Source organism: Pseudomonas sp. K2I15, from assembly GCF_002204795.1.
GTDB lineage: Bacteria > Pseudomonadota > Gammaproteobacteria > Pseudomonadales > Pseudomonadaceae > Aquipseudomonas.
This window is the reverse complement of sequence record NZ_NIXO01000016.1, coordinates 1-15,437: the sequence shown is the minus strand read 5'-3', so window position 1 is coordinate 15,437 and position 15,437 is coordinate 1. Positions and strand designations below refer to the sequence as shown.

Below are 15,437 nucleotides of genomic sequence, written 5' to 3'. Positions count from 1 at the left end.
CCCTCCGGGCCTGATCCTGTTTGCAAAGGCCTGCGCCATGCGTTATTTCCTGCTGGTTTGTACGTTGTTGCTGTCACCTGTGGCCCTTGCGGGCACGGTGCTGGAGAACGCCCTGTGGCGGGTTGAGCTCGACCCTGCAACCCTCGCGATCCACGTCACCCCCAGCGACAAGACCGCCGTGCAGGCTTCAAGCGGAGTATCTGCGCACGCGGTCAACCAGCTGTCCCAAAGCGCCAGCCAGGCTCGCTGGGAATGGGACGATGGCGCCTACCGCCTGAGTGCCACCCTTGATCAACGGGATCTCGCCCTGACGATCACCGCCCGTGAGGCGGGTGAACTGGCGATCCTCCAGCAACCCGCAAGCGCCATGGGTAGTGGCCTTATCTGGCCCCTTGCCGAAGGGCATTACGTACCAGCGGGCAATGTTGTATGGCAACACTTCCTGCTGGAGCAGGGCGACGTCAACACCACCCAGGACCTCAGCCTGCCGCTGTGGGGTGTCGATCATGGCGCGTTTACCCTCAATTGGCTGATGACCAATCCTTACAACAATCGCTTGCACTGGCAGGCCGACGGTAAAGGATTGGCGTTGTCCGCGTCCCATGAGTTCACCACGCTGGACCCTTCTGCACCGATGACGCTGCTGTTGCACCTTGGCGAAAGTGATCCGCTGGCCGGCGCCAAGCGTTATCGCCAGTGGCTGGTGGAGCAGGGGCGTTATGAACCGTTGGCGGACAAATTGCGGCAAACCCCGGAAGCGCAAAAGCTGCTGGGTGCCAGCCATATCTACCTGTGGGGCAACGACCTGCTGGGCCCGGGCGATGTGCGCGATTGGCCGCAACTGCTCAAGCTGCTGCGCAGCGGCAAAGGGTTGGCGGCTGAGCTGAATGGCTTGTTGGACAAAGAGGCGGCGCAGGTTCGACAGGTCAAGCAACCGTATGAGCAAACCGTGCTCCTGCGCGGCTTGAACGCTGCAATCAACAAAAAAGCCCGGCAGAGCTGGCAGCCTTCCACTGAGCCGGACATGACCCAACTCGCTGACGGGTACGGCGCATTGCGTCGCGAATTGGCCGTGGTTTTTGCCGGTGTTTTGAGCGCCACGCCCGAGACCTGGGGCAACACCTTATCGGTCACCAACGCGTTGAAAGACACGGGGCTCAAACGCCTGCTGGTGACCCAGGGCGAAGGCTGGGAAGGCGGGCTTTGGCATCCTGAAGCAGTCAAGGCCGGGGTGGATGCCGGCTACTTGATGGCGCCCTACGACTCTTATGAAACCGCCTTGTCTGCCACCGAAAACCCCGACTGGACCACCGCGCACCTGGGCAGCAAGGCCTACCGCGAGTGCGCGATTGTGTTGAAGGGCGGCCAGCTCAAGACCGGCTTCCAGCAGTCCGGCCATTACACCGACCCACGCTGCGTGCGGCCGTTGCTGGAAGCGCGGGTGAAGGCGGTGCAGGCCAAGTCCGGGTTCAACGCCTGGTTCCTCGATGCTTATGCCACCAGCATGCTGTTCGACAGCTATCGCACGGGGGCCAGCATGACCCAGGCGCAAAACGCCGAAGGCAATATCGACGCCTCCCGCTGGATCAGTAGCGTGCTCAAGCTGCCGGCAGGTTCCGAGGACGGCAACGCGATTACCGCCCAAGGCATTCTGTTTGCCCACGGCATGCAAACGCCGGTGCTGGGCTGGGGTGATCGGCAGATGACCCAGGACAAGCAGTCGCCTTACTACGTAGGCGCCTGGTACCCGCCGGAACAGCCGGCGGTGTTCTTCAAATCGGTGCCGTTGAAGGAGCCGTTTCGCACGGTCTACTTCGACCCGGCGATGCGCCTGCCGCTGTATCAGGCGGTGTTCCATGGCTCGGTCATCACCACGCACCACTGGCTGTTCGATAGCCTGAAACTGAGCAACGTGCGGGCTGAGAACGAGCTGACGCAGCTGCTCTACAACGTGCCGCCGCTGTATCACTTGAGCGCTGCGACGGTGAAGCAGCGCTTGCCGTTGATTCAACGCCAGGACGCGTTCTTCCGCCCGTTGCATGAGCGGCTGGCGACTCAGGCGATGACGGATTTTCGCTGGTTGACGGCAGATAAACAGGTGCAGCAGACCACGTTTGCCGATGGGACGCGGCTGGTGGCGAACTTTGCTGAGGGGAGTATTACGGCTTTTGTGCCTGGCGCGCAGGTTGTGGTGTATCAGGTGGATTAGTGGCGGCGGTGAGACATTCGCGAGCAAGCCCGCTCCCACATTTTGGAATGCATTCCCCCTGTGGGAGCGGGCTTGCTCGCGAAGGCGTCAGCCCAGGCAACAAAAACCTACCTTTTGCGCCACACACTCGCCAGCCACGGCTGCTGTTCCCGAGGCAACCCGGCTGGCCGGAAGTAATGCTCCAACTCCACAAACCCTGCCGCCGTCAGCAACTCTTGCCAAGCCTGCAAGTCATGATACGAGCCGTACCGCGGCCCGTTCCAACCCTCCTGGTTTTCACCCCGAGGGTTTGAGCTGAACAACACACCACCGACCTTCAACGCCCCATGCAACTGCCCGAGAATGCGCGGCAACTCCTGCTTGGGAATATGAAACAGCACCGCATTGGCGAAGATCCCGTCGAAACGTCCGGCGGGTAAATCGAGCTTCAGAAAATCCTGCTGCAGCACTTCACAGCCGCTGTCTTCCCGGGCCATCTGCGCAAACCGTTCAGAGCCGTCGAGCCCCACTGCGATGTGGCCCATACGGGTAAACGTCTGCAAATCCCGCCCCGGCCCGCAGCCGAAATCCAGCACGGTAAACGGCGCGTCGCCCTGGATATGCCGCAACAACGCATCAATGTTCTGGCTTACATCGTGATCACGGGTGCCTTCACGAAAATCCTCGGCCACCTTGTTGTAGTGGCCGAGGGTGGTGGACGTGATTTGGTCGAGGTCGTCGGGGGCGAGTTTCATGGCGGGCAATACCGGGCGCTGAGAGGGCCCGACTATACCTCACCTCTTGTTCAGAACCCTGGCCAACCGATCGCCGCCCAACTGAATCACCGCCACCAGGATCACCAGCAGCACAATCACCGTGAGCATGATCTGCGTATCAAAACGCTGATAGCCATAGCGATAGGCAATGTCCCCCAACCCGCCGGCGCCAATCGCCCCGGCCATGGCCGAGGAGTTGATCATGGTCACGATGGTAATCGTGAAGCCCCCGACAATCCCCGGCAGCGCCTCCGGCAACAGCACATGCCAGATAATATGCCAGCGCCGGCAACCCATGGCCTGCGCCGCCTCGATCAAGCCGTGATCGACTTCGCGCAAGCTGACCTCGGCGATCCGCGCAAAAAACGGCGTGGCTGCAATGGTGAGCGGCACCACTGCCGCCCACACGCCATAGGTGGTGCCGACGATCAGCCGGGTGAACGGAATCAACGCCACCATCAGAATCAAAAACGGAATCGAACGAAACAGGTTAACGAACGCCCCCAGCGCCCGATTCAACGCGGGCGCCTGATAGATGCCGCCCTTGTCGCTGGTCACCAGGAACACCGCCAGCGGGACCCCCACCAGCAACGCGATCAGCGACGACACACCGACCATCAACAGCGTGTCGATGGCGCCCTGCAATAAACGATCAAACCACATAGCCCAGCACCTCCACCTGTTGTGCCCAGCGCCCGGCGCGGGTACGCAGTTCTTCGGCGGTCAGGGACGAGCCACTTACCGCCAGCAGCAATTGCCCCAAGGCATGGCCCTGGATGCGTTCCACGCCGCCTTGCAGCAAGCGCACGCGGCCACCGAGGGCGCTGAACAGCGCGGCCAAATCCGGTTCGTCTTCGGCACTGCCGGTCAATTGCAAACGCAGCACCACTGCGTCGTCCTTTGATGTAGGAGTGGCGTGCAAACGGCTTTGCAGCTCTTCGGGCAGGCCATGTTGCAGCGGTGCCAGCAGGGTTTTGCTGACCTCATGCTGCGGGTTGCCGAACACTTCCCATACCGGGCCTTGCTCGACCACATGGCCGTGCTCCAGCACCACCACGCGGTCGCAAATCTCGCGAATCACGGCCATTTCGTGGGTGATCAAAACGATGGTCAGGCCCAGGCGCTTGTTGATCTCGCGCAGCAGGCCGAGGATCGATTGGGTGGTCTCCGGGTCGAGCGCCGAAGTGGCCTCGTCGCACAACAGAATTTGTGGGTCATGCACCAGCGAACGGGCAATGCCCACCCGCTGTTTCTGCCCGCCGGACAGCTGCGCCGGGTAGGCCTTGTGCTTATCCTGCAAGCCGACCAATTCCAGCAGCTCGCGAACCTTTTTCTCGCGCTGCTCCTTGGGCACGCCCGCGACTCTCAGCGGCAGTTCGACGTTCTGCCACACAGTCTTGGCCGACAGCAGGTTGAAGTGCTGGAAGATCATGCCGATGCGCCGACGCAGCGCGACCAGGCGGTCTTCGTCGAAGTCGCCGATGTCCACCTGGTCAATCAACACCCGGCCGCTGCTCGGTTGTTCCAGGCGGTTGATGGTACGGATCAGCGACGACTTGCCGGCGCCGCTACGGCCGATGATGCCGAACACCTCGCCGCGCTGGATCGCCAGGTCGATACCTTGCAGCGCAGGCACTGGTTGCCCGTCATAGGTCTTGCCCAGGTTGATAAAACGCACATGGGCATGGTTCAGCGCCGGATGCAGCTCGGTCTGCTGCGCGTCCAGCTGCGGTGGTTGCGACTCGCGTCGTTGTGCTGTGGCGGCGCTCATGATCAGCCTTCCCAGCCGACTTGGTAGAGCTTGCCGAGGGATTTATCCAGGGCGGCGCGTACTACCGGCGAGTGCTGGTAGATGTCGATGAACTTGATCAGGCGCGGGTCGGTTTTGCTTTTCGGCTGGATCACGAACTGAATTACGTATTCCTTGTGGTCGATGCCGTCGAACAGCAATGCAGACTCAGGATCGAAGGTCTTGGACAGGCGAATATAGGCTGGGTAGCCCTGCACCAGATCGGCGTCGTCATAGGCGCGTACCAGTTGCACGGCTTCCACTTGCAGGATCTTGATCTTTTTCGGGTTGGCGACGATGTCTTCTTCGGTGGCCTTGTAGCCCACGCCCGGCTTGAGGGTGATCAAGCCCGCCTTGGCCAGCAACTGCAGGCCGCGACCGCTGTTGATCGGGTCGTTGGCAATGGCGACCGTGGCGCCTTGGGGCAGGTCGTTGAAGTTTTTGTACTTCTTCGAGTAGAGGCCGACGTTATTGATGATCCCTGGGGCGAATGGCACCAGGTCAAAGCCTGCGGCGGCCTTGGCGTTTTCCAGGAACGGGATGTGCTGGAAGTAGTTCACGTCGATATCGCCGGCGGCCAGGCTGACGTTGGGCGCGATCCAGTCGGTGAACTCTATCAGTTCAACTTTCAAACCCTGCTTGCTGGCCTCTTCGACGGCGGCTTCCAGGGGAATCGCGAAGGCGGCGGTGGTGCCGACTTTCAACGGCGCGTCAGCGGCGAATACGGCCGAGCTGAACAGCCCGAGGGCGAGGGCCAATGCTTTGACTGGGTGGCTGAGCAATGTTTTTTTCATAATGGGTTTCCAATTGTAGGAGCGAGCTTGCTCGCGAAAAACTTGAGGGCGCCACGGGGTGTCAGGGGCCCCGCGTTATCGTTAACGATTTTCGCGAGCAAGCTCGCTCCTACAGGGGTCAGTGGCGGTAGGTGGAACCGGTGTGTTGTTCAGGTAAGTGCGCTGAGCGGTGGAACACTTTTTCCCGCAGCGTTCCGGTCTCATACGCGGTCTTGTACGAGCCCCGGCGCTGCAGCTCCGGCACCACCAGTTCGATAAAGTCGACGTAGCTTTCCGGGGTGACGATGCGCGTCAGGTTGAAGCCATCCAGGCCGGTTTCGCTGATCCATGACTCCAGCTCGTCAGCCACCTGTGCAGGCGAACCCACCAGGGTGATATAGCGGCCGCCGAGGGCGTGTTGCTCAAGCAATTTGCGCCGGGTCCAGTCGTTGTTTTGCAGGTTTTTGGTCGCAGACTGGATGGCGTTGCTCTTCACGTACTGGATCGGTTCATCCAGTTCGTATTGGGAAAAATCAATCGCCGTGGAGGCCGAGAAATGCGCCACGCCGGCTTCCGCACTGGCGTAGCTCAGGTACTCGGCGTGCTTGGCCCACGCGGCGTCTTCGGTGGCGCCGACGATCACGTTCAGCCCCATGAACACCTTGATGTCATCCGGGTTGCGCCCGGCTTCCACGGCGCTGGCGCGTACCTTGTCCACCTGGATTTTGGTCGACGCCTTGTTCTGCCCGCTGATGAACACGCACTCGGCGTGGCGCCCGGCAAACAGCAAGCCACGGTCCGAGCTGCCCGCCTGGAACAGCACCGGCGTGCGTTGTGGAGACGGCTCACACAGGTGATAACCCTCCACCTGATAGAACTCGCCCTTGTGCTCGACCTTGTGCACCTTCTCCGGCTGGGCATACACCCGCGCTTGCGGATCGTTGATCACCGCGTCGTTTTCCCAGCTGCCTTCCCAGAGCTTGTAGAGCACTTGCAGGTATTCGTCGGCCTGGTCGTAGCGCCGGTCATGCTCGACTTGCTCGGTCAGGCCCATGGCCTTGGCGGCGCTGTCGAGGTAGCCGGTGACGATGTTCCAGCCCACCCGGCCGCGGCTCAGGTGATCCAGTGTGGACATGCGCCGGGCGAACAGATACGGCGGCTCGTAGGTGAGGTTGGCGGTGAGGCCGAAGCCGAGGTTCTTGGTGACCGCAGCCATGGCCGAGACCAGCAGCAACGGGTCGTTGACTGGCAGTTGGATCGCCTCTTTGAGCGGCACGTCCACCGAGTTCTGGTAGACGTCATACACGCCGACTATGTCGGCGATGAACAGCCCGTCGAACAGCCCGCGCTCCAGCAACTGCGCCAGGTCGGTCCAGTATTCGATGGTCTTGTATTGGGTCGAGTTGTCCCGTGGATGGGTCCACAGGCCATGGTTGATGTGCCCAATGCAGTTCATGTTGAAGGCATTGAGCAGGATTTTTTTCTTCGCCATCAAATAGTCCCCCGCAGTGGCGGGTTTTCATCGTTGAGGTAGTAATTGCCGACCGCGTGGTACTTCCAGCGCACCGGGTCGTGCAGGGTGTGCACGCGGGCGTTGCGCCAGTGGCGGTCCAGGCCGTGTTCGGCGAGGCTCGCCTGGCTGCCGGCGAGTTCGAACAAGGTGCTGCCGGCAGCCAGGGAAATCTCGGTGCTCAGGGCGCGTACTTCTGCGACCGCGATGGACGCGGCCGCCACGGTGTCGGCATTGCTGTCGGCCTGGGCGCGGTCGAGGAACTCACCGGAGCGTTCCAGCAATGCCTCGGTGGCGTGCAGGCGGATGCTCAAGTGGCCGAAGCTTTTCAGGGTCAGCGGATCTTCGGTGGCCTTATCGCTGGTGGCGTCGATCCATGGCCGGGTCTTGGTGCGCACAAAATGCAGCGCATCTTCATAGGCGGCGCGGGCGATGCCGGTGTCGATGGCGGCGTGAAGAATCTGCGCCAGAGGGCCGACGGTGGTCGGGCGTTCGAAGGCGCTCTGGAACGGGATCACGTCCTGGGCCGCGACCCACACGTTATCGAACACCACCGAACCGCTGCCGGTGGTGCGCTGGCCGAAGCCGCTCCAGTCGTCGATCACGGTCAGGCCCTGGCTGTCACGCGTGACAAAGGCCAGTTGCTGGACGCCGTTTTCATCCACCACAGAAGTAGGGATGCGTTGGGCGTAGATCGCACCGGTCGAATAGAACTTGCGGCCGGTGATACGGAAGCCGTCACCGTCGCGAGTGATCTTGGTGATGCGGTCGTGGGCAGTCTTGGTGCCCAGTTCTGCCAGGGCATTGCCGAAGCGCTGGCCGGCGAGCACTTCGGCGTACAGGCGCTTTTGCTGCGCCGGGCTGCCGTTCACGCGCAGTACTTCGAGGGCATAAAAATGGTTTTGCGGGATCTGGCCCAGGGATGCATCCGCCTGGGCAATCAGTGCCGTGACCTTGGCCAGGGTGACGTTGGAAACGCCGGCGCCGCCGAACTCCTTGGGTACGCTGATGCCCCACAGGCCGGAGCGCGAAAACACGTCCAGTTCAGGCAGGGGCAGGCGGCGTTCGCGGTCGCGCAGGGCGCTGTCGCGGCGCAAGTCTTCGGCCAGGTCACTGGCGACAATGAGGGCTTGTTCATCGCTGGTGATAACCGCGACGTGGTGAGAAAGGGTCATGCGTATTCTCCAGAAGCTTGTAGAAAAAGTGTTCTGGTCGGTTAAATCCAGGAGTGACGAGAAGGCAAAGTGCCGTTCAGGTGATAGGCGCCCACCGCGTGATACTTCCAGCGCACCGGGTCGTGCAGGGTGTGCACCCGGGCGTTGCGCCAGTGACGGTCGAGGTTGAATTCGGCGAGGGTCGCGCGGCTGCCGGCCAGTTCGAACAGCTTTTCGCTGGCGAGCAATGAAATTTCGGTGGTCAGCACTTTGGCTTCGGCCACGGCAATCGAGGCACGTGCGGCGGACTGCGCGGTGATCGGCGCGGCACTGACTTGATCCAGCACCTGGCCAGCCTTGCGCAACAGCGCTTCGGCAGCGTGCAGTTCGATTTTCAGCTTGCCGATGTCGGCGATCACATACAGGTCATCGCTGGCCCGTTCGACCTTGGCGTCGATCCATGGCCGTGAGCGTTCGCGTACAAAGCTGATGGTGTCGTCGATTGCGCCACGGGCGATGCCGGCGTCGATGGCCGCCTGGATCAATTGCGAAACCGCACCCTGGATACCCGGCGATTCGCCGAGGCGCCAGGTCTCCACCACCAGTTCGGCGTCTACCGCCACCTGATCGAGCAGTACCGTGCCACTGGCCGTGGTGCGTTGGCCAAAGCCGGACCAGTCATCGACGATACGCAGCCCTTCGGTGCCACGCCGCACGAACGCCATGACGACTTTGCCGTCATCGTTCAGCGCCTTGACCGCCACCCAGTGGGCGAACAGCGCGCCGGTGGAGTAGAACTTCTGGCCGCTGATGACGTAGCCGTCGTCCTTGGCGGTGATGCGTGCCTTGAGGTCCAGGGTGTTCTTGGTGCCGCGTTCCGGGCCGCCGTTACCGATGCGCCAACCGTCCAGCACACTCTGGAACAGCTGTTTTTTCTGGCGCTCGCTGGCCGCACCTTGCAGCACGTGCAGGATGCCGAAATGGTTCTGCGGGATTTGCCCCAGCGCCGGGTCGGCCGCGCTGATGATCGCGAACACTTCGGCCAGGGTCACGAAGGACACTTGCGGGCCGCCGTACACACGGGGAATGGAAATACTGCCCAGGCCGCTGCGGGTGAAGTGTTCGATTTCAGCCCAAGGCAGTTTGCGTTGTTGATCACGCTTGGCCGCTTGCAGGCGCGCGACCTGTGCCAACTCATGAGCTGCGCTCAGGGCCTCGGCGTCATTGCGCAGCACTTTGGCGGGCAACAACAGCGGGGCGACGTCCAGATCACTCTGGGGGGGTGTTTGTGCCAAGTTAGACATCAGCGCCGCTCCTTGGCTGCACGCAATGCCCTGGCGTTACGCACCGGGGTAATTTTGACCATACCTACCTCACATCCGTTGAAAAGATAAAAAAATCAGGAATGTCCGGTGGTCCGGTGCATATACCCTAAGCGTGTTAAATTTTTTAATAAACTAACTTTTAGGAATATGCATAGAAGGTCTGTCACCCGGGTTCACACGGTGAACCGGGGCGGCGGGGTTGGTAGACCGGCGGGGCCTTGTCGGGGCTGGTCGGTTCCTGAGGAACGAGCGCGGCGATGCGTAGGGTGCGGGCTGGCGCCCAGCGTGAATTGTTGCCGACCCGGTCGAGAATGCAGTAGGTCACTTCGAGGCGATGGTCGTCCCCGGCCTCGACGATGATCGCCGACGGCACCCACACCTGCACTGCCTTGCCGACATCGCAGGCCTGGATTCTTGGCAGGTCCAGGCGCACGTCACCCCAGCGCAGGGTGATCTCGTCATCGGTCTCCATGTTCAGGTACGGCTCGATGGTCAGCGGCACGCCGCGACGGATCTGGCTGCTGTTGACGCCGTGGCGGCGAATGGTCTCGGGCAGGCCGACGGTGGCCAGGTTCTGGTTTTCATCAACGCTCAGTGGCGAGGGCATGCCGCCGGGGTACTCGGTCTTGACCTGCACCCGGGTGATGGCCGAACGCGCCGGGCCGTGGCCGACCTGCATGACCCGGTAATGAACCCGCGCCGGGCCGTTTTGCACAAAGCTTTCCGGCACCCGCAGGCGGGTGTACAGGCCGATTTTGCCGGCGGTGACGCGCCGGGAGGCGGCAAAGCAGTTGTTCCAGAACAACTCGATCAGGTCGCCCTCGTCCATGCCGCAGTAGGGCGCGATATCGACTTGCAAGTTTGTTGCGGCGAGGGCATTGACGCCTTCTCGATGAGCCTGGGGCAACGTCGGGGCAGTGAGCAGCGCCTGGATGGAAATACGCTTCATAAATAATCTCCTTGATGCAGCCAGCAGCAATCGTTCCGGGCATTAGTCGCGGGCAGGCGGCGTAGTCCGAAAGGAACGATGTAATGAAAAACCAGAATGGATCCAATCCTCTGGGCGTTAGATAAGAGGCTTGGTTAGTTGGCGTCAAGAGGCTGGGCGGGGCAAACGGGGCGTTATGGATTATTCAGAAGGGTCTTACTGGAGGGGCGCTGAAAGTGCGAGTTTCAAGGTGAATTTTACTCAATGAATAAAGGGCTTTTCCCAAAAAACACTGAAGAGGTGAGTTGCCTTTCGGCAACTCTATAAGGCGAAGTTTCTTACAAACGATGGGGGCAAGTTAGTTGTTGATGAACTTGCTGAGAAACTGCCGGGTACGTTCTTCCCGAGGATTGGCAAACAGCGCCTTCGCTTCGCCTTGTTCAACGATTACGCCCTTGTCGAAGAAGATCACCCGGTTAGCCACATCCCGCGCAAAACTCATCTCGTGGGTCACGATGACCATGGTGCGGTTTTCTTCCGCCAGGCTGCGGATAGTCGCCAGCACTTCGCCTACCAGCTCCGGGTCCAGGGCCGAGGTGGGTTCATCGAACAGGATCACCTCCGGCTCCATCGCCAGTGCCCGGGCAATCGCGACCCGTTGCTGCTGGCCACCGGACAGGCGCCGTGGGTAGGCGTCTTCCTTGCCCGCCAGGCCAACCCTGGCCAATAGCTTGCGACCGAGAGCATCTGCGGCGGCCCGGGGCATCTTCTTGACCACGATCGGGCCTTCGATGACGTTCTCCAGGGCGGTGCGGTGCGGGAACAGGTTGAAGTTCTGGAACACAAAACCCACGTGCTGGCGCAGGCGCCGCACCAGGCTTTGCTGCTGGTTGAGCGGGCGGCTGCTGTCGATCTCGATGTCACCGACCTTGATCCGGCCACTGGTGGGTTCTTCGAGGAAATTCAGGCAGCGCAGGAAGGTGGTCTTGCCGGAACCGCTGGGGCCGATGATGGCGACGACTTCGCCTGCCTTGACCTCAAGGTCGATCCCGTTAAGCACCACCTGGCCCTTGAATTGTTTGGTCAGTTTTTCAACCACGATCATGCTTCAAGACTCCAGGTCATGCCGGTTGACTCGTGCTTCCAGGCGGTTTTGCACGTGCGCCAGAACGCTGGCAAGAACCCAGTAGATCAAGGCGGCGGACAGGTACATGGTGAAAATTTCGAAGGTACGGGCCGAGACCAATTGCGCCTGGCGGAACAGCTCCGGCACCTGGATGGTGGCTGCCAGCGCGGTGTCCTTGACCAGGGAAATAAAGCTGTTGCCCAACGGCGGCAAGGCCGTGCGCATGGCCTGCGGCAGGATGGCCCGGCGCAGGGTTTGCGCACGGGTCATGCCGATACTGGCTGCAGCTTCCCACTGGCCGCGCTCGATGGAACCGATGGCGGCACGCAGGATTTCACAGGCGTAAGCGGCCATGTTCAGCGAGAAGCCGATCATGGCCGCCGGGATCGGATCCAGCTCGATGCCCACTTGCGGCAAGCCGTAGTAGATCAGGAACAGCTGTACCAGCAAGGGCGTGCCGCGAAAGAACGACACGTAGACTCGGGCGGTCCAGCTCAACAACTTGAAGCGCGACAGGCGCATCAAGGCCAGGCCGAAGCCCAGCAGCAAGCCGAAAAACATCCCGCCAAGGCTAAGAATTACTGTGAAGTACGCGCCCTTGAGCAGAAAGGGCGCGGAGTCCAGCGCGAGTTGGAAACCTGCTTCCATTATTGAGTAACGTCAGCGTTGAAGTACTTCTCGGACAGCTTCTTCAAGGTACCGTCGGCGCGCAGTTCGTCGAGAGCCTTGTTCACCGCGGCCAGCAGTTCAGGCTCGCCTTTGCGCAGGGCAATACCGGCTTCCTGACGGGAGAAAGCAGCACCTGCGGCGGCGGTGTCCTTGGCTTTCTTGGCGTATTCCAGCGCTGCCAGGCGGTCGATCAGGATGGCGTCGACACGGCCGATGCGCAGGTCCTGGAACTTGGTAGGGTCATCGTTGTAGGTTTTGACGATGGCCTTCGGTTGGTTTTCCTTAAGCCATTGTTCGTAGTTGGTGCCCAGGCCCACACCGATTTTCTTGCCGGCCAGGTCGTCGGCGGTCTTGATGGTGTCGACGTTTTTCGCCAGGGTCAGCGCCTGGATCCCGGAAACGGTGTAAGGCTTGGAGAAGTCGTACTTTTCCTTGCGCGCGTCGGAGATGGTCACCTGGTTGACGACCGCGTCCAGGCGCTTGGATTCCAGGGCGGCGAGGATGCCATCCCACGGAGTGGCTTGCAGCTTGACCTTGACGCCCAGCTTCTTGGCCAGCGCCTCAGACAACTCGACCTCGAAACCGCTGAGCTTGCCGCTTTCGTCGACGAAGCTGAACGGCGGGTAGGTGCCTTCCAGGCCAATCTTGATTTCGCCGGCTTTCTTGATGTTAGCCAACTGCTCGCCGGCAACTGCCTGACCGAGCCACCCGGCGCCAAGCGCCAGCCCCAACGTGCCAACCAGTAACGTGCGACGCAATACGGAAATAGTCATGAAGAGCCCCTGTGTTTTTTATGTTGAGCGATGCAGGTGACGCGGTAGTCGTATCCTGCCTTAAAAGCGCGGTATGTGGGAGCGGGCTTGCTCGCGAATGCATCAACTCGGTGGTGAAGTTTTACCGAGTTGTGGGCATCGCCAGCAAATTCGCCTACGGCGCGACTATAAAGCCGGGTTTTAAGACTTGAAAATAATATAAAATCTGATTGATATTTCCTTTATGAATATCAAAAGCTCGAATCATAAGCAAACAACGCCGGTGCGCCACCGGTATGCAGGAAGATGATCGGCCCGTCTTCAAAGCGCTGGCGACCAATGCCATCCAGCAAGCCGGCCATGGCCTTGCCCGTGTAGACCGGGTCCAGCAGCAGGCCTTCCTGGCTGGCCACCAGCTTGATCGCCGCCAGCGTGCCGGCACTCGGCTCGCCATAACGGGGGGCGAAGTATTCATCCCACAGGATCACCTTGAACGCGTCCGGCACCGGCACGCCGAGCAATTCGGCGGTGCGTTCGGCCAGGCCTTGCACCTTGGGTCGCTGGGCTTCGTCGGTACGTGACACCGTGACGCCAATCACCTGCAGGTCGGGCAGCACTTCGCTCAACGCCAATGCCAGGCCGCTGTGGGTACCGGCGCTGCCGGAGGCCAGCACCACGGTGGAGAACTTGATACCGCTGTCTTCAATCTGCCCGGCCAGCTCCAGCCCGGCGCGCACATAGCCCAGGGCGCCCAGCGCGTTGGAGCCGCCGATGGGCACCAGGTAGGGCTTCTTGCCGTTGCTGCGCAGGCGGTCGGCGAGGGCGTCGAGTTGGGCGTCGACGTTGTCCAGGTTCTCTACCAGCTCAACCTTGGCGTCGAACAGTTCCAGCAACAGGCGGTTGCCGTTGGCCAGGTAGTTGGGGTCTTCGGTGCCGGTCGGGTTTTCCAGCAGGGCGACGCAGCCCAGGCCCAGCTTGGCGGCCAGGGCTGCGGTTTGGCGCACGTGGTTGGACTGGATCGCGCCGGCGGTCACCAGGGTGTCGGCGCCTTGGGCGAGGGCATCGGCGGCGAGGTATTCGAGTTTGCGCAGCTTGTTGCCACCCATGGCCAGCGGTGTGGTGTCGTCGCGTTTGACGTAGATGTCACGGCCCAGCCAGGCCGACAGCCGCTCGAGTTTTTCCAGGGCGGTGGCGCCGCCCAGCAGTTCCAGACGGTTAAAGCGGTCGAGCTGTTGTTTGATCATGGCTACGCACGGGTGGTCAGAGATGCAGGGACTATAGGCAGGCACTTTTGCGTGGGCAACCGGCAATCGCTTATGTCGGTGGGTTATTAGCATTGCACTATTGGTTCTTAAGGCCGCTCACGTGCCTTGCCGTAAAGTGATGGGCATTTCGTCAGGAGTGAAGACCGTGAGTGAGCGTTCCAGTCATTGGCAATTACAGACCATCGTCAGCCAGCTGCGCAGCGCCCGGGACCAGTGGCGCACCCGCAACGGTCGGGTCAGCGGCGAGCAGGGCGGCCGTGAGCTGCCTTCACGGGAAGCCGTGGCGCAGATTCTTGAGGCGTTGTGCGGTGCGCTGTTCCCCATGCGTTTGGGCCCGGTGGACCTGCGTGAAGAAAGTGAAGATTTTTACGTCGGCCACACCCTGGATGTGGCGCTGAATGCGTTGCTCGCCCAGGCGCGGCTGGAGCTGCGGTATGCCGCGCGGCAAGGCGGCCAGGATGACAGTGAGGTGGACGCCCATGCCATCCACCTGATCCAGGATTTCGCCCTGGCGTTGCCAACGTTGCGCGGCCTGCTGGACACCGACGTGCTCGCCGCCTACCACGGCGACCCGGCGGCGCGCAGTGTGGATGAAGTGCTGTTGTGCTACCCGGGGATTCTGGCGGTGATTCACCATCGCCTGGCTCACCACTTGTATCGTGCGGGCCTGCCGTTGCTGGCGCGCATCAGCGCGGAAATCGCTCATTCGGCGACCGGGATCGATATTCACCCGGGTGCGCAGATCGGGCCGAGCTTCTTTATCGACCACGGGACGGGTGTGGTGATTGGCGAGACGGCGATCATCGGCGAGCGGGTGCGTATCTATCAGGCCGTGACGCTTGGCGCCAAGCGCTTCCCGGCGGATGAGGATGGGCAGTTGCAGAAGGGCCATCCACGGCACCCGATTGTCGAGGATGATGTGGTGATCTACGCCGGGGCGACGATTCTGGGGAGGATTACGATCGGCAAGGGTTCGACCATTGGCGGCAACGTGTGGCTGACGCGCAGTGTGCCGGCGGGGGCGAACCTGACCCAGGCGAATCTGCAGCATGATGACGGGACGCAAAAGTAGAACATCTCCCTTAAGATCACTCCGATCAAAAGTGGGAGCGGGCTTGCTCGCGAATGCGGTAGATCAGTCAATATTTCTGGCGACTGACACACCGCATTCGCGAGCAAGCC

At 61.4% G+C, this 15,437-nt stretch carries 14 protein-coding genes and 1 pseudogene; 2 read left to right on the top strand and 13 right to left on the bottom strand.

The window, feature by feature from the left end:
- The first annotated feature begins 37 nt into the window (after positions 1 to 37).
- On the top strand, positions 38 to 2,209 hold the full coding sequence (locus CEC48_RS12130) for a glycoside hydrolase (protein WP_088424037.1): 2,172 nt from the start codon (positions 38 to 40) through the stop codon (positions 2,207 to 2,209).
- A gap of 107 nt (positions 2,210 to 2,316) precedes the next feature.
- On the opposite strand, the gene CEC48_RS12125 is transcribed toward CEC48_RS12130, so the two are convergent.
- The 13 genes and pseudogenes from CEC48_RS12125 to CEC48_RS12070 form a co-directional block, all read right to left on the bottom strand.
- Complete coding sequence (locus tag CEC48_RS12125) at positions 2,317 to 2,943, bottom strand: bifunctional 2-polyprenyl-6-hydroxyphenol methylase/3-demethylubiquinol 3-O-methyltransferase UbiG (RefSeq protein ID WP_088423963.1); 627 nt, start codon at positions 2,941 to 2,943, stop codon at positions 2,317 to 2,319.
- Between the two features lie 39 nt (positions 2,944 to 2,982).
- Positions 2,983 to 3,627: a methionine ABC transporter permease gene (locus tag CEC48_RS12120; RefSeq protein WP_088423962.1), complete on the bottom strand. Its 645-nt coding sequence runs from the start codon at positions 3,625 to 3,627 to the stop codon at positions 2,983 to 2,985.
- On the bottom strand, positions 3,617 to 4,735 hold the full coding sequence (locus tag CEC48_RS12115) for a methionine ABC transporter ATP-binding protein (protein WP_088423961.1): 1,119 nt from the start codon (positions 4,733 to 4,735) through the stop codon (positions 3,617 to 3,619). The genes CEC48_RS12120 and CEC48_RS12115 overlap by 11 nt, the downstream gene beginning before the upstream one ends.
- Positions 4,736 to 4,737: 2 nt before the next feature.
- On the bottom strand, positions 4,738 to 5,547 hold the full coding sequence (locus tag CEC48_RS12110) for a MetQ/NlpA family ABC transporter substrate-binding protein (RefSeq protein WP_088423960.1): 810 nt from the start codon (positions 5,545 to 5,547) through the stop codon (positions 4,738 to 4,740).
- Positions 5,548 to 5,558: 11 nt separating this feature from the next.
- Positions 5,559 to 5,648, bottom strand: a pseudogene (locus tag CEC48_RS31835) (outer membrane lipoprotein carrier protein LolA); the annotation flags it as partial.
- Positions 5,649 to 5,665: 17 nt separating this feature from the next.
- Positions 5,666 to 7,018: an LLM class flavin-dependent oxidoreductase gene (locus tag CEC48_RS12105; protein ID WP_088423959.1), complete on the bottom strand. Its 1,353-nt coding sequence runs from the start codon at positions 7,016 to 7,018 to the stop codon at positions 5,666 to 5,668.
- Positions 7,018 to 8,211 carry an SfnB family sulfur acquisition oxidoreductase gene (locus CEC48_RS12100; RefSeq protein ID WP_088423958.1) on the bottom strand — a complete coding sequence of 398 codons (1,194 nt, stop codon included), beginning with the start codon at positions 8,209 to 8,211 and terminating at the stop codon, positions 7,018 to 7,020. Before CEC48_RS12100 ends, CEC48_RS12105 begins: the two co-directional genes overlap by 1 nt.
- A 41-nt stretch (positions 8,212 to 8,252) precedes the next feature.
- Positions 8,253 to 9,494 (bottom strand): SfnB family sulfur acquisition oxidoreductase, encoded by a 1,242-nt coding sequence (locus CEC48_RS12095; protein ID WP_088423957.1) that lies wholly within the window; start codon positions 9,492 to 9,494, stop codon positions 8,253 to 8,255.
- Between the two features lie 184 nt (positions 9,495 to 9,678).
- On the bottom strand, positions 9,679 to 10,464 hold the full coding sequence (locus tag CEC48_RS12090) for a hypothetical protein (RefSeq protein ID WP_088423956.1): 786 nt from the start codon (positions 10,462 to 10,464) through the stop codon (positions 9,679 to 9,681).
- A 337-nt stretch (positions 10,465 to 10,801) separates the two neighbouring features.
- On the bottom strand, positions 10,802 to 11,548 hold the full coding sequence (gene tcyN, locus CEC48_RS12085) for an L-cystine ABC transporter ATP-binding protein TcyN (protein ID WP_088423955.1): 747 nt from the start codon (positions 11,546 to 11,548) through the stop codon (positions 10,802 to 10,804).
- Between the two features lie 3 nt (positions 11,549 to 11,551).
- A complete protein-coding gene (gene tcyL / locus CEC48_RS12080) occupies positions 11,552 to 12,217 on the bottom strand; it encodes a cystine ABC transporter permease (RefSeq protein ID WP_088423954.1) in 666 nt (221 codons plus the stop codon).
- Positions 12,217 to 13,011: a cystine ABC transporter substrate-binding protein gene (tcyJ, locus tag CEC48_RS12075; RefSeq protein ID WP_088423953.1), complete on the bottom strand. Its 795-nt coding sequence runs from the start codon at positions 13,009 to 13,011 to the stop codon at positions 12,217 to 12,219. The genes tcyL and tcyJ overlap by 1 nt, the downstream gene beginning before the upstream one ends.
- A gap of 230 nt (positions 13,012 to 13,241) precedes the next feature.
- Entirely contained in the window at positions 13,242 to 14,234 is a 993-nt protein-coding gene (locus CEC48_RS12070; protein WP_088423952.1) for a D-cysteine desulfhydrase, read from the bottom strand.
- Positions 14,235 to 14,400: 166 nt separating this feature from the next.
- On the opposite strand from CEC48_RS12070, the gene epsC reads away from it, so the two are divergent.
- Positions 14,401 to 15,327 carry a serine O-acetyltransferase EpsC gene (epsC, locus tag CEC48_RS12065; protein ID WP_088423951.1) on the top strand — a complete coding sequence of 309 codons (927 nt, stop codon included), beginning with the start codon at positions 14,401 to 14,403 and terminating at the stop codon, positions 15,325 to 15,327.
- The last annotated feature ends 110 nt before the right edge of the window (positions 15,328 to 15,437 follow it).